The 20,332-nt window shown below is 28.1% G+C and carries 18 protein-coding genes; 4 read left to right on the forward strand and 14 right to left on the reverse strand.

What is annotated here, in order from left to right; all coding sequences use genetic code 11:
* Positions 1–158: 158 nt before the first annotated feature.
* From helD to fabF, 4 genes are all read right to left on the reverse strand, one after another.
* On the reverse strand, positions 159–2,429 hold the full coding sequence (helD, locus tag L3B98_RS28065) for an RNA polymerase recycling motor HelD (protein WP_238919123.1): 2,271 nt from the start codon (positions 2,427–2,429) through the stop codon (positions 159–161).
* Positions 2,430–3,082: 653 nt separating this feature from the next.
* Positions 3,083–4,036 carry an anti sigma factor C-terminal domain-containing protein gene (locus L3B98_RS28070; protein WP_238919124.1) on the reverse strand — a complete coding sequence of 318 codons (954 nt, stop codon included), beginning with the start codon at positions 4,034–4,036 and terminating at the stop codon, positions 3,083–3,085.
* Complete coding sequence (locus tag L3B98_RS28075) at positions 4,029–4,535, reverse strand: RNA polymerase sigma factor (protein WP_238919125.1); 507 nt, start codon at positions 4,533–4,535, stop codon at positions 4,029–4,031. The genes L3B98_RS28070 and L3B98_RS28075 overlap by 8 nt, the downstream gene beginning before the upstream one ends.
* Before the next feature lie 175 nt (positions 4,536–4,710).
* Positions 4,711–5,946: a beta-ketoacyl-ACP synthase II gene (fabF, locus tag L3B98_RS28080; RefSeq protein WP_238919126.1), complete on the reverse strand. Its 1,236-nt coding sequence runs from the start codon at positions 5,944–5,946 to the stop codon at positions 4,711–4,713.
* Between the two features lie 183 nt (positions 5,947–6,129).
* On the opposite strand from fabF, the gene L3B98_RS28085 reads away from it, so the two are divergent.
* Positions 6,130–7,011: an AraC family transcriptional regulator gene (locus L3B98_RS28085; protein ID WP_238919127.1), complete on the forward strand. Its 882-nt coding sequence runs from the start codon at positions 6,130–6,132 to the stop codon at positions 7,009–7,011.
* Between the two features lie 492 nt (positions 7,012–7,503).
* Here L3B98_RS28085 and L3B98_RS28090 read toward each other — a convergent pair whose 3' ends face one another.
* The 3 genes from L3B98_RS28090 to L3B98_RS28100 are packed head-to-tail and all read right to left on the reverse strand — an operon-like array spanning position 7,504 to position 8,455.
* On the reverse strand, positions 7,504–8,001 hold the full coding sequence (locus L3B98_RS28090) for a GNAT family N-acetyltransferase (protein ID WP_238919128.1): 498 nt from the start codon (positions 7,999–8,001) through the stop codon (positions 7,504–7,506).
* 35 nt (positions 8,002–8,036) lie between these two features.
* Complete coding sequence (locus tag L3B98_RS28095) at positions 8,037–8,213, reverse strand: hypothetical protein (RefSeq protein WP_238919129.1); 177 nt, start codon at positions 8,211–8,213, stop codon at positions 8,037–8,039.
* A complete protein-coding gene (locus L3B98_RS28100; RefSeq protein ID WP_015393672.1) occupies positions 8,192–8,455 on the reverse strand; it encodes a DUF2087 domain-containing protein in 264 nt (87 codons plus the stop codon). Before L3B98_RS28100 ends, L3B98_RS28095 begins: the two co-directional genes overlap by 22 nt.
* A 341-nt stretch (positions 8,456–8,796) precedes the next feature.
* Between L3B98_RS28100 and L3B98_RS28105 the strand changes: the two genes are divergently transcribed.
* Positions 8,797–9,675 (forward strand): DMT family transporter, encoded by an 879-nt coding sequence (locus L3B98_RS28105; RefSeq protein WP_238919130.1) that lies wholly within the window; start codon positions 8,797–8,799, stop codon positions 9,673–9,675.
* A 57-nt stretch (positions 9,676–9,732) separates the two neighbouring features.
* Here the strand turns inward: L3B98_RS28105 and L3B98_RS28110 are convergent, their stop codons facing one another.
* The 3 genes from L3B98_RS28110 to L3B98_RS28120 all read right to left on the reverse strand — a co-directional run bounded on the left by L3B98_RS28110 (position 9,733) and on the right by L3B98_RS28120 (position 12,615).
* Positions 9,733–11,025 (reverse strand): hemolysin family protein, encoded by a 1,293-nt coding sequence (locus L3B98_RS28110; RefSeq protein WP_077364088.1) that lies wholly within the window; start codon positions 11,023–11,025, stop codon positions 9,733–9,735.
* Between the two features lie 211 nt (positions 11,026–11,236).
* A complete protein-coding gene (locus L3B98_RS28115; RefSeq protein WP_238919131.1) occupies positions 11,237–11,911 on the reverse strand; it encodes a hypothetical protein in 675 nt (224 codons plus the stop codon).
* A gap of 245 nt (positions 11,912–12,156) precedes the next feature.
* Positions 12,157–12,615: a hypothetical protein gene (locus L3B98_RS28120; protein ID WP_238919132.1), complete on the reverse strand. Its 459-nt coding sequence runs from the start codon at positions 12,613–12,615 to the stop codon at positions 12,157–12,159.
* 492 nt (positions 12,616–13,107) lie between these two features.
* On the opposite strand from L3B98_RS28120, the gene L3B98_RS28125 reads away from it, so the two are divergent.
* Positions 13,108–13,869 carry a 3'-5' exonuclease gene (locus L3B98_RS28125; protein ID WP_077364094.1) on the forward strand — a complete coding sequence of 254 codons (762 nt, stop codon included), beginning with the start codon at positions 13,108–13,110 and terminating at the stop codon, positions 13,867–13,869.
* A gap of 128 nt (positions 13,870–13,997) precedes the next feature.
* Here the strand turns inward: L3B98_RS28125 and L3B98_RS28130 are convergent, their stop codons facing one another.
* From L3B98_RS28130 to L3B98_RS28145, 4 genes are all read right to left on the reverse strand, one after another.
* A complete protein-coding gene (locus tag L3B98_RS28130) occupies positions 13,998–14,693 on the reverse strand; it encodes a response regulator (protein WP_015393678.1) in 696 nt (231 codons plus the stop codon).
* 4 nt (positions 14,694–14,697) lie between these two features.
* Positions 14,698–16,272 (reverse strand): sensor histidine kinase, encoded by a 1,575-nt coding sequence (locus L3B98_RS28135; RefSeq protein WP_238919133.1) that lies wholly within the window; start codon positions 16,270–16,272, stop codon positions 14,698–14,700.
* Positions 16,273–17,030: 758 nt separating this feature from the next.
* Positions 17,031–18,002: a 2-keto-3-deoxygluconate permease gene (locus L3B98_RS28140; protein WP_015393680.1), complete on the reverse strand. Its 972-nt coding sequence runs from the start codon at positions 18,000–18,002 to the stop codon at positions 17,031–17,033.
* Positions 18,003–18,024: 22 nt separating this feature from the next.
* Positions 18,025–19,197 (reverse strand): malic enzyme-like NAD(P)-binding protein, encoded by a 1,173-nt coding sequence (locus L3B98_RS28145; RefSeq protein ID WP_015393681.1) that lies wholly within the window; start codon positions 19,195–19,197, stop codon positions 18,025–18,027.
* A 388-nt stretch (positions 19,198–19,585) separates the two neighbouring features.
* Here L3B98_RS28145 and L3B98_RS28150 point away from each other — a divergent pair, with 388 nt between their 5' ends.
* Positions 19,586–20,134 carry a DUF6512 family protein gene (locus tag L3B98_RS28150; protein ID WP_238919134.1) on the forward strand — a complete coding sequence of 183 codons (549 nt, stop codon included), beginning with the start codon at positions 19,586–19,588 and terminating at the stop codon, positions 20,132–20,134.
* Positions 20,135–20,332: the final 198 nt, after the last annotated feature.

Genomic DNA, 20,332 nt, shown 5'->3' on the forward strand with positions numbered 1-20,332 from the left:
GAACCTTCCAGCGAAAATTTCACTAGTCCTGTGGAAGATAAATGTATCATATTTCGGTAATTGTTGCATAAATTTCAAGTTACAGAAAAATTCCGTATTGTGGCATAGCCACTCTTTTTATATGTGAATTGTTCCGTATTGTGGCATAGCCACTCTTTTTATATGTGTATTAATTTTGTAATTTCATCTTTTTCTATTATATATTCTAAATGAAGTGCTCTAGTCAATGATACATATAATAGTCTTTCATCTAAAATATTTTCCTTATAATTTTCTATATTAGGATTTAGAATTATTGTACAGTCAAATTCCAGACCTTTTGTTAAATATGAAGGTATCACTATTAATTCTTCTTTTAATTCCTTTTCTTTTCCCTCAACTAATTCAAATTTATATTTGCTCTTCTTTAAATAACTATATATTTTTTTAGCCTCTAAACCATCTTTTGTTATTATAGCTATTGTTCGTTTCCCTTCTTCCTTAACATCATTTATAATCTTCTCAATAGCAATCTTAACTTCCGCGTCTTTAGATACTTTTATTATTTGCGGCTTTTTACCATGTCTTAAAACTGGTTTTGCATCTTTAAGTCCTAAATTTTGGGCATTCAAGGTTTTTTGAGCAAAATCAATTATTTCAACAGTTGATCTATAACTTTGCGTTAATTGTACATAAGTTGCATTTCCCTCAAATACATTCTCCGTTATGTCTTCCCATGTTTTTAAACCTTTGTAATAATAAATACCTTGAGCTAAGTCTCCAACTAATGTCAAAGCATTGCCTTTTGCAAATCTATTGACTAAATAAACTTGAAATGGACTATAATCCTGGGCTTCATCAACTACAATATATTCAAATCTTTCTTTTTCCTCTATTCCTTCAAGTAAAATTCTTAAATAAGCTAGAGCAGCTAAATCATCTTCATCTAATACATTTTTTTCATAATTACTATTAAATTCTTCTTTCATATAATCTGCTAAGACTTTAGGTATTTTACCTCCAGTCGCTTCTTCAAACAATTCATTATTATAGAAATTATAATAAATGTCCTTTGAGTTTATATCTTTCCATTCTTTAAAGTAATTATTAAATTCTTTCTTGCCATTATTCTTTACATCAGATTTTATTTTATCTCTTTCTTCATAAAGCTTAATAAGAACTTTTCTTCTTTCCTCAGAATCTTTATCTCTATTTCTTATTTCACGAATTTTTATTTCCCATTGATTATCTATATCTATTAATAATTCTTCGGTTCTTCCCTTTAGCTTTAAGTTCAAATATTTCTTTATTTCATTTTTTCTTTTATTTATTGGATAATTCTTCAAGTCCTTAAAGTACAGCCTTTTAATTTCCTTTTTATCAAATAATATCTCATTTCCAATTTTGATATCCTCAATACTAATGGTATCTTTCTCAATTAAGGCTAGATATCTATCAAGCATAGTCTTAAATAATAATGTACCCTTAACTTTACTAGAATTTACAATAAGCTTTTTCTTATGTTCATCTTTTTCTTCAATAATTTTCATTATTTTTTCATCTTTATTATATATTTTTTCTTTTAATTTAAGCTTTGATAAAACAAGTTCTTCAAAGGTGCTTTGATTTACTTCATCTGCACCAAGACTAGGTAAAATATCTGAAATGTAGTTTAGAAATAATTTGTTAGGAGCTAAAACTAAGATTTCATCTCCTTTCATATTTTCTTTGTATCTATAAATAAGATATGCTAATCTATGTAATGCTATTGTTGTTTTTCCTGACCCAGCTGAACCTTGTACTATTATAGGAAGATTCTTAGGCCATCTTATTATTTCATTTTGTTCCTTTTGAATTGTAGCAACAACTTCTTTAAGTTTTTTACCTCTATTCTCCTCAAGGTTAATCTTTAAAAACTCATCAACTAAGTTTTGCCCTTCTCCACCATTTATAATTATTTCATTTAATCCTTCATCAAATAATTGTTCTATATCATTATCCTTATATAAAAACTTACGCTTTAATTCTAATGTTCCTTCAATAATTCCCTTTGGAGCTGTATAGTATACCTCTCCACCTGTTCCACTATAATAAAGATCTGCAACTGGTGCTCTCCAATCTACAACGATCTCTTCTCCATCTTTACTATTGCTTATACCTTTCTTTCCAACGTAAATACTTTCTGTAAAGCTTCTATGTTCTCTAAAATCTACTCTTCCAAAATACGGTTCACTTAAGGCTTCTTCATATTTTTCAATATCTTTAGCTAAGCGATTAAAAATAAGTTCATTTGCGACTTTTTCTTCACTAAAAGTTTTTACTTCCTTATTGAGTTTATTAAGTTTCTCTCCAACATCCTGAAATTTTAACTTCTTCTCTTTAATCTCCTCTTGTATAACTTTCTTCTTTTCAATTAATATTTCTCGTTCCTCTGCCAAATTTACATTCATAGCTACACACATTGTATAATGAATATTTAAGCACGTGAAATAATATCTGCTCTGCTAATAATTTAGCTATAAATTTTGAAAATTTCAAAGTTTTCACACACCAAGAAAACAGTAAATTATGCATATCAGCTAATTTCACATGTCCTTGAAAATCATTATAAGCTCCTTTCTTTTTTATATACTACATAAAAGATTTTCAACACCTTATCCTGGCGTTTTATCATTTATATATACTCAACGTAAGTATATAAAATTTTCGTATAATACCGCATTTATTTAGTATATATTTTATCTTCTGTATTTGTAAAGTAATTTTGTCAATTTATTTAAATATATATTCAAACCAAGAATTAGATTTATTCAACAATTACCGAAATATGATACAGTTATCTTCCGCAGGACTAGTGAAATTTTCGCTGGAAGGTTCTAAATGTGGGCTAGTAGTCATTTCAGCTTGTTCCAGATGTAAAATCTGGACAAGCTGTAAATGAAACAAGCCCCCATTAAGAACCTTCATCAGCTCAATTTCACATGCCTGCTCCAGAAAAAATGTATCATATTTCTAGTGTAGTGTTGTAATTTTATTTTCTCAAGAGCGTATACATATTTATAAGTTTGATTATTCATTTGGATATCTATACCAAAATAAAAATTTAATATAGTTTATCAGTTACAATTCCAATTGAAGACGCCTTAATTCTTGAATTTCCTTTAAGCTTGCTTAAATCTTCTTTTGTTCCTTGAACTACCACACCTAAAACTTTAGCCTTGTCTGCTGTTGTTTTTCCTCTTTTCATAATTTCAGTATATAAATTTTTATAAGTATGATAACTACTTTTATTTAGATTATTTAGTAACTCATCATATTCCTTATCGTAATCCACGATATATTTATCATCTATTCCTATTCCAACTATTTCATTTTCATATATCCCGCTTGCCTTACCATCATTTTCCTTTGCTTCTTTATTTAATTCCTCTAATTTTTTATCTTCAAATTCATCTAACCATGCCCAAGTTACTTTAACATCTTTAAATTCATTTTGTATTATATCCATTTCATGAATACTATATGGCTTATTAAACGATATTCCCATCTCAATAATCTTTCCATCAGGCATACTTTCAATATTTCCTATATCATTTTGATATTCTTTGTACTTTATCTCTGGATGGAAAAATCTCATTTTTTTATAACCATATTCCCAAAGTGATACAGGCCATTCACCAGCTACATGATAGCCTCCTCCTTGACCTCTAGAATAATTCATCGGTGGAATCAATCCAAATAATGAAATTCCATCTTTTAAAATTATAGTTTTTCCGCCTATATCTTTTGCAACCTTATAGTTACCACTTCCACCTAAAAATCCGCATATGTCATTAGATTCACTTATATACCCATTAGGTACAGATAATTGAACGATTGCTTCATTTTCTTCATAAGCTTTCTCACTGTAATTTATAAATATTTTAAAATTCAAATAACTTCCTATGATAAAAACTAAAGTTGATATTATCACTATTTTCAAAGTCAATTTTAATTTAGCTTTTCTAACAGCCTTTTTTATTTTCTTATCATTAAAAGCATCCTCTATATTATTCATGTAATTTCCCCCATTCTTTTTTAAATTTATTTCTTGCTCTAAATAAATAGGTTTTTATTGTATTTTCATTTGAACCAATTAACAATGCAATTTCTCTATAACTTAAATCCATATCATATTTCATAATCAAAAGATATTTTTCTTCTTCCTTTAATTTATTCAAAACAGCTATTATTTTTTGATAAACCTCTCTATCTATTATCTTTTGTTCAATATTACACTCTTCTACTAGCTGATCCTTAAACTTTTCCTCATTTACTGAAACTAGCTCAATTATCTTTCCCCGTTTAACCTTATTTTTATAATTATTCATGCAAACCTTAAATAACCATGAAGAAAGACTTTGAATCTCAACACATTCCATATATTCAATAGCCTTAATAAAACTATCATGAACTATGTCCTCTGCATCACTACTTGAGCAACCACACTTAATTAAATACAAGCATATTATTTTAAATTGTTTATTATATAATTCTATAATTAAGTTCTTGTCCATCTTTCCTCCTTTTATTTTTAGTTCCTATTAATAAGACAATTGAAACACCAAAATGTATACAATTTTTATAATAAAAAGTTAAACTTCCAATATTATCTTATCATAATAACAACAATAAAAACTGCACTAAAGTTTCTATGCCTTAATGCAGTTTCTAATTTAACAAATGATTATTTTATTTATATGCTTTTAACACCAATGTTGCATTATGTCCGCCAAATCCAAAAGAGTTGCTTAATGCATAAGTAAAGTCTGAGTTTATTCCTTCATTAGGTACATAATTCAAATCACATTCAGCATCTTTATTTTTATAATTTATTGTTGGCGGTATGAACCTATCTCTTAGAGCTGAAGCTGTAATTATTGCTTCAATAGCTCCAGATGCCCCAAGCAAATGTCCAGTCATGGATTTCGTTGAACTAATTGGAAGTTCATATGCATACTTACCAAAAACAGATTTTATGGCTGCAGTTTCATTTTTATCATTTGCTGTTGTAGACGTACCATGAGCATTTATATATCCAACTTCAGAAGGATTAATTTTAGCATCTTCGATTGCAAGCTTCATACATCTTGCAGCACCTTCTCCCCCTTCAGCTGGTGAAGTTATATGATATGCATCATTTGTACAACCATAACCAACAAGCTCTGCAATAATTTCAGCTCCTCTACTCAATGCATGCTCAAGTTCTTCAAGTATTAACACGCCAGAACCTTCTCCAAGAACAAAGCCATCTCTATCGACATCAAATGGTCTGCTTGCAGTTTTAGGATCTGGGTTTGTTGTCATTGCTTTACTTGCACAAAAACCAGCTAAAGTAAGCCTTGTAACACATGCTTCTGCCCCTCCTGCAATCATTATGTCTGCATCATTCCTTTGAATTACCTTAAAGGCATCCCCGATAGAATTTGTAGAAGTTGCACAAGCTGTAATAGTACATTCATTAAAACCTTTCACCCCAAATCTTATAGCAACAAGTCCTGAAGCCATATTTCCAATCATCATAGGAACTAAAAATGGACTTACTCTACGAGGCCCTTTTTCAGATAGCTGTTCATATTGACTTTCTAAAGTTTCAATTCCACCTATTCCACTACCAATTATTACACCAATTCGTTCCTTATTAACTTTATCTAAATTAAGTTGTGATTGATCCATAGCCAATTGGGCTGCTACTACAGCAAATTGTGAAAATCTATCCATCCTTTTAATTTCTTTTTTATCAATAAAATCACTTGGGTCGAAATCTTTTACTTCTGATGCAACCTTTGTTGGCATATCCGAAACATCTACTCTTTCAATTAAACTTACACCAGATTTTCCACTTCTTATTGAATCCCAAAGTTTATCTGCACCTACCCCTAATGCTGTAACTGCTCCCATGGCTGTTATAACAACTCTTCTATTCATTTAAAATCCTCCTATTTATAATAAGTATATTTTTTCTAATTCACATAGTATTTACTTTAATCTAATTAATGACTATAATAAATTAAATGATTCTGTACTGTCTTTCAATGTAATTTTACATGCAAATTATTTATTAAAATGAACAGATATTGCTTTTTATTATTAGAAAAGGTGTTTAAATTTATGAAAGATTTAAAAGAAACTATTATTGAAACAGTAAATTATATTGAAGAAAATCTCTATAATAAGATTTCCTTAGATGATATATCTATGCATACTGGATTATCAAAATATTATCTTCATAGAATTTTTAAATCTCTAACAGGACAATCTATTATAGAATATGTTCAAGGTCGTAAGCTAACCTCAAGCATAACTGAACTTATAAATTCTAATATGAGAATAATTGATATTGCCTTAGATTATGGCTTCGATTATGAACAGTCATATATTCGTGCCTTTAAAAAGGTTTTTGGATGTACTCCATTAAAGGTAAGATCAGACAAAACTTCCTTGAGCTTAGTTTTAACTGAAAAAATTAATACAAATGATATTTTATCTTTTGGTAATTCAGTTACCTATACACCATATTTTGTATTTAAACAGAAATTTAATTTGGTTGGTATTAAATATAAGATAATGAGTAAATCTGGAGACAGAAGTGCAAATGCATATGGAAGAGATTTCTTTTATAATCATAAAAATAAAATTCCAAATGCAATACAAACTGAAGAGTATTTTGGCTTCACAGATTGGAGCAGTGATGGATTTATATACTATATTCCAAGTATACAAGTAACAGATTTAAATAATGTTCCAAAGGGAATGACATGTATTTCAATCCCAGCTCATAAATATGTGGTATTTCGCTTTGTTGGATTCTTTCGTCCAGACAATCTTAACAATCGTCATTTAGGACGTATCTTAGTTCAATTATATAGAAAATGGATTTTTAAATCAGGCTATGAATTTGCTGATACTTTTAGATTTGAATATATTGATAATTCTATATCAAAAGATGATTATTGTGAATTATATGTATTTCAACCAATAAAAGATGTTTAGAATATAGATATCCAAAGCGAGAATTAGACATATGCGAAACTTACCGAAATTAAACACATATTTATTACAGCGGACTTATGAAATTTTCGCTGGATGGGTTCTAAGTGGAAGGTTGCACCCATTTCTGCATGTTCCTAAAGTAAATTTATGACAAGCAGAAAGTGGAACAACCCATAGAGGAAACTCGACTCACGTTCGTTCGCTGAGTAAGCGATTCACACCAAATCACAGATTTGGGTTCTCTGCTTAATAATCATCACAGCTTAATTTCATATGCCGCTTGCACAAATATGTATCTAATTTCTAGTATAGTTTTGTAATTTTAATTTCTCAAGAGTATATACATATTCTATTTATAAGTAAAACTCTTAAATTGGATATCTATACAATCCGTACTTTATTTCATCCTTAATCAAGGCCATATTGATTTATATGTTCCCAAAAGTATTATTCAAAACTTGCAGATTTCCAAAGAAAATCAACATTAATTGATCATTGATAATTAGAATGCATATAATAATATTTTTTATTATTCTCTTCTAAATATAATTTAAACCCAGCTTTAATTATTACTTTCTCAGATTGAATATTATATACATAATGTGACCATACAACTATACTCATTTTTTCTTCAATAAATAAATAGCTACAAACTTGTTTAATTGCCTCTGGAATTAAAGCTTGTCCCCAATATTTCTCTGATAATGTTGCACCTATTTCCTTAGAATTAATAAAAGTTTTTTCCACCGGCTCATGTACTTCAATCCATCCAATTACTTTATTTGATTCTTTTAATTCAATTGCCCACAATGAGTCATTAGAATCAATAATAAATCTTTGCAAAAGCTGCAAACTTTCCTCTTTATTGTTTCTAACTTTGAACCCAGCTAAATCAGCAACTTTTTTATTCGAGGTAAATTCATGTAAATCATCTAAGTCTGATATATACCATCCTCTTAAAATTAATCTTTCACTTTCTAAAGCCATCATAATTATTTGCTCCCATATTTATATTGTAAATTTTTCTAAGGTTTAATATCACTACCCCTTGAAACTGCTTTTTCAAGTTCAATACAAGCATAACCTTCATCTAGCAATTCACCTTTTATACTAACTTTAGTAATATTATTGAATCCACAACAATGCCAAAACTTTAAACTTTTCCAATTTTTTAATTTAATTATTCCTCCCTGTTTCTCCAATAATTACTTCCATCTCTGGTCCTACATAGGAATTTATAATCAATCATGCCTCTTCTAAGTAAAAAGAAGTCATTAAAGGTATGCCATTTTTCAATTATAACATTTACCTCTTTTTCAACGTAATTTTTATCATATTCAAACTTAGTACTTAAGTATTTCAATATTTCAATTTTTAACTCCTTCTTTTTTGGCCAAATCTTTATTTTCCCCTCATCATCTAAAAATCTTTTTATGGTTTCCACAATAATTTCTCCTTTCAAATTCTGCTGTATCTTCTCACTTATTATACATCAAATACTTATACATGTCTACTAATCTACAAACTTATATTTATTATGTTTATCATTTAGCAAACACAATAAAAATAACACATGTATAAACTGAAAGTTCAGAAGTAATTTTCAGAGCATTATTATGATTTTAAATTTTCTATCTTTCACTAGTTTTTATATTTCTCTATGCTATAATGTAGTGGGTTCTAATTACAAATGTATTATTAAAAAGCTGTCTCTAATTGGCTTTTTAATTTTATGTGCCCAAAAATCGTACAACTAAATATTTGCGTCCAAAGGGGGACAATTTTTTGAACAATTATAAAGGAATAATTTATGCACTTTTATCGTCAACAGCATTTGGAATAATGCCAATTTTAGCAAGGATAGCTTATGCTAATGGCTCTAATCCAACAACTGTTTTGATTTTTAGATTTCTAATTTCATCATTAATTTTATTTTTATATTTAAAATTTAGGAATATTAAAATTAAAGTGGGTAATAAACAAGTTCTGTTGCTGATATCTATTGGTATTATTGGCTATACTATAACAACTCAAACTCTATTTATCTCTTATAGTTATTTAGGGGCTGGCCTTGCAACTACTCTACATTTTATATATCCTGTTGTAGTTTGTGTGTTGGGATTTATATTATTTAAAAACAAAATGAGCAACAAAAAAATTATATCTTTGCTTCTAGCAGCAATAGGTATATATTCATTAGTTGCTTTTAAGAATAACAGCCTAAATATTTTAGGTATTTCTTTAGCTTTATTTTCTGGAATATCATATGGACTTACAATGATAGTTCTTAATCTAAAATCTATTAAAAACTTAAGCAATAGTATTACAACAATGTATGTTTGTATTGGTTCAACAATAGGAATGATTATTTATGGATTGTTTACAAATACTATAATTATTAACTTTAATTTTAAGGCTATTAGCTGCTACTTAGGTATTTCTATAATATCAACAATACTATCAATTATTTTACTTTTAAAAGCAATAAAGCTAATAGGAGTTTCCTCTTCATCTATACTAGGGACTTTTGAACCTGTAGTTAGTATCCTTTTAGGATCATTACTTCTTGATGAAAAGCTCACCTTCACCTTATTAATAGGTAGTTCTCTTATATTAATTTCAACAATTATATTGGCAAAAGATAAACATGTAAGTACCAATTAATATATTTATAAAAAAATACCCTTTACTTTTATAAATCAAAGTAAAGGGTATTTTAAATTATTCTGCTATCTTTTTAATCAAGATTTTACTAATTCTTTTTCTATCACACTTTAAAATAATAAATTCATAATTCTCATATGTGAATTTTTGCTTAACTTTTGGATAAGATCCTAATTGAAAATATATCCATCCTCCAATTGTATCTATATTTTCATCTTGAATATCTGTTTCCAATAATTCGTTTATATCACTTAAAATTACTTTTCCATCAACCACATAACTACCATTTTCTGTTTGAATAATATCCTCTTCTCCATCGTCATCAAATTCATCTTGAATTTCACCAACAATTTCTTCTAAAATATCTTCGGTAGTTACGAGTCCTGAGGTTCCACCAAATTCATCAATAATTATTGCCATTTGTGCTTTTTCTTCTTTAAATGCTGTAAATAATTCACTTATTGATAATGATTCTGGTACAAATTTTATTTCTCGAATAATTCCTTCTATATTTTCATTTCCTTCAATTTTCAATTTGAACAAATCTTTAATATGTATAAACCCAATAACATTGTCTTTACTATCTTTGCAAATAGGATACCTTGTTAATTGTTCTTCTAAAACATACTTTATTATTTCTTCAAAAGAATCTTCAATAAAAACACATGCCATATCAGTACGAGGTATCATAATTTCTCTTACAGTTTTTTCTGAAAAATCAAATATATTATCAACAAAGGTTAATTCTGTTTGATCAATCAATCCATGTTTATAACTATCTTCAACAAGAAGTTTTATTTCTTCATCTGTATGAGCAGCTTCCTGTTCATCAACTTGCGATATTCCAAATATTTTAAGCACTAAATTAGTACTATGATTAAAACTCCACATTATTGGATAAGTAATTTTATAAAATCCTATAAGTGGTAATGCTGTATATAACGCAATCTTCTCAGCACTTATAATAGCTAATGATTTAGGTACTAACTCCCCAAGAACAATATGAAGTCCAGTAATAATTGAAAAGCCTAAAACAACTGCTATTGAATGTAATGTAATTTCAGGCAAATTAAATAAGTTAATCAATGGTCTCAACATATCTGCAAATGCTGGTTCTCCAACCCAACCTAAGCCTAACGATGCCAAAGTTATTCCTAGCTGACATGCTGATAAATATGAATTTAAATCTTTTACAATTTTCAAAGTGTATTTTGCATTTTTGTTACCATCTAAAGCTAATGTCTCAACTCTAGACTTTCTGACCTTTACCATTGCAAATTCTGTAGCTACGAAAAACCCATTCATAAATACCAAAAAAATTACAATGATAACATTTATTAAAATAATCATAATAAAATTAGTTTCCCTCCTAAGTTGTTGTATCACCTAAAATATTTGATACTATTTTAATCAACAATAACTATTATACCATATAAAATTGATTGTATATAAATAATTCCGTTATTTAGCAAAAATAGTCTGATAAATATAATAACTCAGACTATTTCAACCTATATATTTAATATATTTTTTAAGTATACATATATACCTATGGTACTAACTATTTTTCTACAGTCTTAATTAAATGCATTTCAATTGTTAACTTCGCATCAATTTTATTAATTCTAAATTTCCCATTGTAAGATTCAAGTAATTGATTCATAAAAACATTAATAAATTCTATATTATCTGATGTTAAATTACTAATGCTACTATTTAAACTTGATTTTTCATTTGTTTTATCAGCTATATTAACTATAAAATTAACTATTTCTTTATTTACGACATAATTTATGCCACTATTAATTTTTACTACGTAATTGTCATTAGAATTTATACAAAATAAAAATATGTGCTTTAAGAATGATTCAACTAGTGCCTTATTTATTTTAAATTTATGATTATCAGGTAATGTAATTTCTTTTTCAATTTCAATATTTTTATTATAAGTTGTAATAGCTGAAAAAAGTGCTGCTAAAAAATCATTAACGTTTAGTTCAACCACTTCCGCACTTATGTTTTCATAGTAAGTCTTAAAAAAACCTTTTTCAAATTCACAATCAAGATTATTATACCCACTATTTCCTTTTTCAATGATTCGAAATAGGTGTTCAATAAATATTTTGCTTGTATCCTTAATTATGTTACATTCAGTTTTAGATAATGATATTTTTTCTTCAACATTTCTAATGATATTTTCATCGTCAGTTGCAAATAAAACAATTCCTCTATTCACTAAAATTCCTCCTAATTGTCAGTATTTATTAATATTTTTTCCTTAGTACAACCTTACCTTAATCATAAATTACTCTTACTACCTTCCACCCTTACACAATAAAAATATAAAATTATTCTCTTAGTTTATTGTTCTACACATAACTATATATTCCTTTAAAAATTTCCATTTTTAATAGAAAATTATTATTTTGATGGAAAAGGGCTTGGATTTCACTCCTTCCCTTTTCTTATTTACATATACTTTTATTTTTTTTCATCAGATTCTTCATTACTAGACTTTAATTTAATATCTTTCCCTAAAGGTAATACTTCTTTAATTTTATTTAATTCTACCTTTAACTTTTTGTTTTCTTCTTTTAATTTAATTGTAATTTCTTGCAATTGTTTTAGCGCATTAGTTTTACCTAATTCTATAGTTTTACCCAAATTACTATCTACAATTATACTATTCTTAATCTTCTCAATCTCCTGAGAATTTAATTCTGGAAACTTTTTTATTAATACTTGTTCAAACTTATCTATTTTTAATTTCAAGACATTCTCTATGGTCGTAGAAATACCAAAATCTTTATCAATTAATTCCCATACTTCTCTCGCTTTCTCAGTATACTCAGACTTTTTTGCTACACTATTTTTAAATCCAAATTTATTTATTTTTGTTCTTAATAATATTTTTATTGGTTCTACCACTGTTTTTAACATAGAATCTTCCTTATTAAATTAGTTATATTTAAATAATATGAAATGAGCATCTTAAAGGCTACGTTTTTTCAAAACAAAAACAATGATCATAATTATTGATGCAGCTTTTTGGTATAATATAAATAAGTAAACATATAGATGTCCAAAGCGAGAATTAGACTTATGCAACAATTACCAAAATCAGATACATTTATCTTCCACAGGACTAGTGAAATTTTCGCTGGAAGGTTCTAAGTGGAAGGTTGCACCCATTTCTGCATGTTCCTAAAGTAAATTTATGACAAGCAGAAAATGAAACAACCTTCCACTAATAACCATCATCAGCTCAATTTCACATGCCTGCTTCCAGAAAAATGTATATGATTTCTAGTGTGGTGTTACGATTATAATTTCTTGATAATGCATACATATTCCATTTATAAGTTTGAGTATTAATTTGGATATCTATAACTAAAAATAATAATATTCTCAGAATAATAAGCAGGTGATAAAGTGAATTATATAATATATGATTTAGAATTTAATCAAAAAAATAATACTTCTATAAGCGAAAATGATATTGAGACAAAATCTAACGATGCTAATATGCCCTTTGAAATAATACAAATTGGAGCTTTAAAGCTTAATGAATCATTAACAACTATATCAACATTCAATTCCTTAATTAAACCAACTTTATATGAATCCATTCATCCATATATTGTAAGTTTAACAAAAATCACTGATGAGAAAGTAGCTTTATGTAAATCTTTTATCGATGTCTATGATGATTTTCTTAACTTTATTGGAAATGAAGAATTTATATTCTGTGTATGGGGAGTTAATGATATAAAAGAGTTAATTAGAAATGTAAAATTTCACAATTTATCTTGCTCAAAATTTTCAAAATATATTGATATTCAAAAATATGCATCAATACATCTAAATGCTCCAAAAAAATCTAAGATTGGGTTAAAAAGTTCAATTGAACTTTTAGATATACCTATTTATGGCGATTTTCACGATGCATTTAATGATGCTTATTACACTACTGAAGTCTTTAAATCAATTTATGATACTGGATTAAATCCTTCAACCTATTCTCCCTCCCCATCTAAAAGGAGGATATCTAAACCAAAGGAAAAAATTAATACAGAGGCTTTATTAAATCAATTTAAAAAAATATATAATAGAGATCTTACAGAAGATGAAATATCTATCATCAAACTTGCATACAAAATGGGGAAAACAAAACAATTTATCATTGAAACATAGAGATCTAAAGCAAGAATTAGACTGTGCAAAACTTAACAAAATTATATACATATTTACTCCAGCGGACTAATATGTATATAATTTCTAGTTTAGTGTTACGATTATAATTCTGCGCTTTGATATCTATATTATAAATTTTTAATTTTATATTTATATAACGGCCTACCAACTCTACCATATTCTATAATCTTCTCTAATTTTTCTTGTTTACTCATATAATCAAGATATTTTCTAACTGTAACTTTAGCTATACGAAGCTTTTCAGATACTTCTTCAGTTGTAACATATTCGGCTTCTGTAGAATTCAGTTCATTTATTATTGAATTATATGTATATTTATTTAACCCTTTTTCTAAATTATTTTCTAATTCATCTTCGATTATTTCACTTGATTTACTATTTAAAATTAACTTATCTAGTTCTATTTGTTCAAGGGTTTCATTGCTTTTATAACTATTAAGTTTTTCTCTAAAGGCACTAAGTGATTCGTTAAACCTTTCAAAGGTGAAAGGCTTTATTAAATAATCAACTCCACCATATCTAAATGCTTCTCTAACTCTTTCAACACTTTTATCAGCAGTAATGAGTATTACATCTGAAGCTATTTCATTAGATCTTAACCACTTCAAAAAATCTATACCGTTTTCATTAGGAAGATAAACATCTAAAAGAATTAAATCAATTTCATTTTGTAGGATAAATTCTTTGGCTTCAGTAAGATTTGCTGCTGCTTTCTTTAATGTAAATCCTTTTACTTTATTTAAAAATTTTGAATTTATATCCCTAACCATTGGATCGTCTTCAACAATCATTGTCTTAATCATATATTTAGCTCCTTTGCATTGGTATAGTTATTTTCCACTCAGTACCATTATTAACTGTAAAATTTATAGTTCCCATTGCTTCGTTAATAATTCTTTTAACTATAAACAGACCAAAACCTCGGCTACCCTTTTTGCTAGAAACGCCTATTTGGTAAATGGAATCTCTAATATCTTCTGGTATACCTATACCATTATCTTTTATAATAATTTCAAGAACACTATCTTCTTGACGTACTTTTGTATATATTTCACCAGTTCCATCATTCTTAACAGCCTCTATCGAATTTTCAATTAAATTACCAATAATAGACACCAATTCATCTGAAGTCATATATTCTGGTAATTTATCCAGTCTTGAACTTTCATCTATTATTAAATTAATTCTTGCTTCTTCGCATTTACTATACTTTGATAATATTAGTGCAGCAAGAGATACATCTTTTATTTTATCAGAAATTATATTTGTTATACTCTTTTTGCTTGTTGATATTACATTAATATATTTAATTACTTCATCATATTCTTCTAATTGAACTAGTCCTGAAATTGTATGTAATTTATTCATAAATTCATGATTTTGCGCCCTTAAAGCCCATGCCATTTTTTTAATGCCTGTGAGTTCTTCCGCCATTTTACGAACTTCAGTTAAATCTTCAAAGGTTATAACCAACCCTAAAATTTCATTTTTAATTCCCCGTATAGGACTATACTTACATATTATATTTAAGCCTGGACGTACCTTAACTTCAATGTTATTTTGTGGTTCTCCACTTTGTAACACCATATCCACAATACTTTCATATGTATATTTTGATATATGATTACCTATATCATTTTTATCTAATTCCAAAATTTTACTTGCTTCTTCATTAAATAAAGTTATATGTCCTTTACGATCAACAGCTACTAAACCTTCTTTTATATTTTCTATAACTATTTCTTTTTGCTTTAAATTCAAGGCTATTTCTTCTGGTTCTAATCCAAATATAGCCTTCTTTATGTTGTAAGAAAGAGCAACTGCTCCTGTGATTCCTAAAAATAGTCCCATAACTATAATAGGAATAAATTTATACATTTTTGTATATACTTCATTATCAAATTGATTGTATAAAATTCCTACTGCTACAGCCCCTATTTGTTTATTATTTTCATCAAAAATAGGAGTAAAAGCTCTTACTGATGGTCCTAAAGTTCCACTTGCTGTTGAAATATATGATTCTCCAGTTTTTAAAACTCTTTCCTCATCCCCTCCAGAAAATTTTTCACCAATCTTGCTTTTATCTGGATGCGAATATCTTATTCCCTCCATATCCATTACAACTATAAATTGCACATTAGTTTTAATACGAGCCTTTTCTATTTCGTCATCTAACATATCTTTAGAAATATTTATATTTCCCTTTAAATATTCCTTTACTTCATAAGTTGATGCAAAAGAATCAGCAATATTCAGCATATTTCTATCTATTTGATCCCTTAACAAATTTTTCATTTCATTAAATGAAAGTATTGTAATGCTTCCAATAGAAATTACAAGAATAATTATTACAAATGATATTATTTTTCCTTTTAATTTCATTTAACCACCCAATTATACCTTAATCCGTTTAAATTTGAATATATCAATCAGTAGTTTTCTAGTTTTATAATACTATAAGTATAAGATTTTATACAATAAAAACTATTATCTGATGCTAAAAAAAATAGATATTGCAATTTACAATTTATAGTTATGGTTGAAGCTCACAGAGAAAGTTCGAATAACGAAATATGAAATTTCGATTCTCACTTTTCCTTACAGGATTTCTTGAATTAGTAATGCGGAATTACTATTGCAACATAAATATTACAATTATCAATGTTAAGTACTCAATGCTCATAGATTATTGTTTTCTTTTAGAAATCTTTAACAATTCTTTTTTCAACATATCTAAATTAATACAAACTTTATGGCTTAGAATAAGTATCCTAAGCCATAATAAGGTGTATATTTTATTATAATAATATTAATAATAGTCGAACTTATAAATATAATAAGTATGATTAATTGAGAAATTATAATTACAACATTTCACTAGAAATATGATACATTTTTTCTGGAGCAGGCATGTGAAATTGAGCTGATGAAGGTTCTTAATGGGGGCTTGTTTCATTTACAGCTTGTCAAGATTCTACATCTGGAACACGCTGAAATGATGACTAGCCCACATTTAGAACATTCCAGCGAAGATTTCACTAGTCTTGCAGAAGATAAATGTATCATATTTCGGTAATTATTGCATAAGTTTAATTCTCGCGTTGGATATCTATATTTCTACACTATTGTTATGCTTTAAGCTAAGCTGCCATTTCAGTATTTAATTTTTCAGCTTTCTTCTTATTAATTATTTTAAAAGCATACGATACAATGAATGGGCATACTATAGCCGATACTACACAAGCTGCTGCAACTTGAGCAGTAGCAACTGTAGCTACAACTGCTAATGTTGGATCTGCTGCTGCAACTGCTGCTGGTGTTGCAACCGCATTTCCTGCAGTTGATCCAGTTGCTAAACCAATAATAGGTTCTTCTTTAAAGATCTTAAGTAATACATATGCTCCTATTCCTGTAAATGCTGCTATTATTCCTAATAAGATACCAGGACCACCGGCTGTTATTATAGTTGAAAGATTCATCCCTGCACCTAATGGGAATGAAAAGAATGGGATTAATAACATCTTACTGCTTCCAAGGAATTTTCTCATATCTGGATCTAAATTTCCTAAAATCATACCTATTACTATTGGTACCATTACTGCTACAAGTGCCATAAAAGGAACTTGAGCAAGGCCTGATGCACCTAATGCAACTAATGTGAAGAATGGGCCGTCTTTTAAAGATAATAATGCATAAGCACCTACATCTGTTTCATCACCATATTGTGAAGCTAGAGAAGCATATAAGCCCCCATTACAATTTGTTAGAGCTGCAAGTATTGCTAATGGTGATAAACCTAATACTCCTGCTGGTCCAAAAACTTTACCAATTATTATACCAATACCAGCTCCAACTATAAATTTTCCTGAGATTAATATTGCACCTTTCTTTATAGCTTTTGGTGCTAATTTAAAGTTAATTTGTGAACCGATTAAAAACATGAAACAAGCTAAAATTGTTGATGATGCCGTTGAACTAAATAATGCTGTTGTGAAACCACCTATTTTTAATACTTGTGGACAAAATGTATTAACCAATACTCCTAGAAATAATGGAACTACCATCATACCACCTGGGATTTTATCAAGGGTTTTCTTAATTGGAATTTGCATAATTATACCTCCTATAATTTAACTATATTCTTGCTACTCCGCTTTCTTTAGCAGCCTTAGCTATTGCTTCTGCAACTTTTGCAGCTACATTTTTATCTAATGCACTTGGAATTACGTTATTTTCATTTAAGTCTTCGTCCTTAATATAATTAGCAATGGCATATGCTGCTGCTATTTTCATTTCTTCGTTTATTTCTTTTGCTCTAACATCAAGAGCACCTCTAAATATTCCTGGGAAGGCCAATACATTATTTATTTGATTGGGAAAATCTGATCTTCCTGTTCCTATTACTCTTGCACCTGCTGCTTTTGCATCATCTGGCATTATTTCTGGAGTTGGATTAGCCATTGCGAATAATATAGCATCTTTGTTCATAGCTCTAACCATATCCTGACTTACTATTCCTGGTGCTGAAACTCCTATAAATACATCTGCTCCTACTAATGCATCAGCTAAGTTTCCCTTTACATTTTCAGGATTAGTTATTTTAGCTAATTCTTTTTTAGCATCATCTACATTTTCTATTCCTTCATATAAAATACCAACTTTATCGCAAGCAATTAGATTTTTAACTCCAGAGGATAATAAAAGTTTTGCTATTGAAGTTCCTGCAGCTCCAGCTCCATTTACTACTACTTTTATGTCTTCAAGTTTCTTATCAACTACTTTAAGAGCATTTATTACTCCAGCAAGTACTACTATTGCTGTCCCGTGTTGATCATCGTGGAATACAGGTATATCAAGAACTTTTTTTAACTTTTCTTCAACTTCAAAGCATCTAGGTGCTCCAATATCTTCTAAATTAATTCCTCCAAAGGTTGGAGCTATTAATTTAACTACATTAACTATTTCATCTACATCTTTTGTATCAACTAATATTGGGAAAGCATCTACATCTGCAAATTCTTTAAAAAGTATTGCCTTTCCTTCCATTACGGGCATTCCAGCCATGGGCCCTATATCTCCAAGACCTAGTACAGCTGATCCATCTGTAACTACAGCAACTAGATTTCCTTTTGAAGTATATTTGTATACGTTTTCTTGATCCTCATGAATTTTTCTACAAGGTTCTGCAACTCCTGGTGTATATGCTAAGCTTAAATCATCCCTAGTTTCAACTTTAACTTTTGATGTAACCGAAATTTTTCCTTGCTTCTCTTCATGTAATTTTAAACTTTCTTCAAAATAATTCATTTAAAACATCTCCTCTATATTTAAACATTTACATTTAATATTTTGTTGTTGTGTTTGGTGTAACTAGATAATATCATTTTGTCTGAAAATTTAAAATATTAAGCAACTTTAAAAGGTATTTTGTTAATTAAGAATACTTTGTGTTTATTTTAACAATCTCCCCAGTCCTTTGTTTATAATACTTTTCACCATAACTCATAAACAATTTAAATTTAATTATTTTATTTTTTAATAATAATAATTAAAAATCATATTGGGTTTGACATATAATTTTTCTCCTTTAAATATATTTATAATATAAGATTTTCACTAGCACTATTCTTTCACTAACACTTTCTTTCCAGAATTTTTACCATCTGCATTAAATTTATACATGGAGGTTACTTAATTGAATAATACTATTTTTAAGCCTTTTATTTGGTTTCTTCTAGGAATTCCTTTTATTTTTTTATTAGGCTCCTTTATGCACTTTGCATATGATTTAAGTGGCAAATCAACTTTAATAGGAATTTTTGCACCTGTTAATGAAAGCATTTGGGAACATTTAAAATTATCTGTATATCCAACCTTTGCTTGGTTTATCTTGGGTTACTTACTATTTGAAAGCAAAATAAATATATATAACTGGTTCACAAGTTGTTTAGTATCAGTAATTATGAGTGCTTTAATCGTAGTATGCTTTTACTATACTTACACTGGAGCTTTAGGCATCCACTCTTTATTTCTCGATATATTTTCACTTTTTCTAGGCATCTTAATTGCACAATGCTTAGCTTTTCATATTTATACCTATGGAAATACGAATACATTAGTATTTATTATATCTTTAATTTTAAGCTTTATAATATTTATTACTTTTACAAAATTCACTTTTTCTCCACCTAAATTTCCTATATTTATTGACCCTGTGACTAAACAATATGGAATTCAAAAATAAGACAACCTATATCTTATCTTTTCATAAGATAAGATATAGGTTGTCTTATTTATACTTTCTAATTATAGATATCCCAATTAATAATCAAACTTATAAATGGAATATGCATAGAGAAATTATAATCTTAACACTACACTAGAAATCAGATACATTTTTCTGGAAGCAGGCATGTGAAATTGAGCTGTTGAAGGTTGTTAA

Source organism: Clostridium sp. YIM B02555 (assembly GCF_022320955.1).
In the GTDB taxonomy this organism is placed as follows: Bacteria; Bacillota; Clostridia; order Clostridiales; family Clostridiaceae; genus Clostridium; species Clostridium saccharoperbutylacetonicum.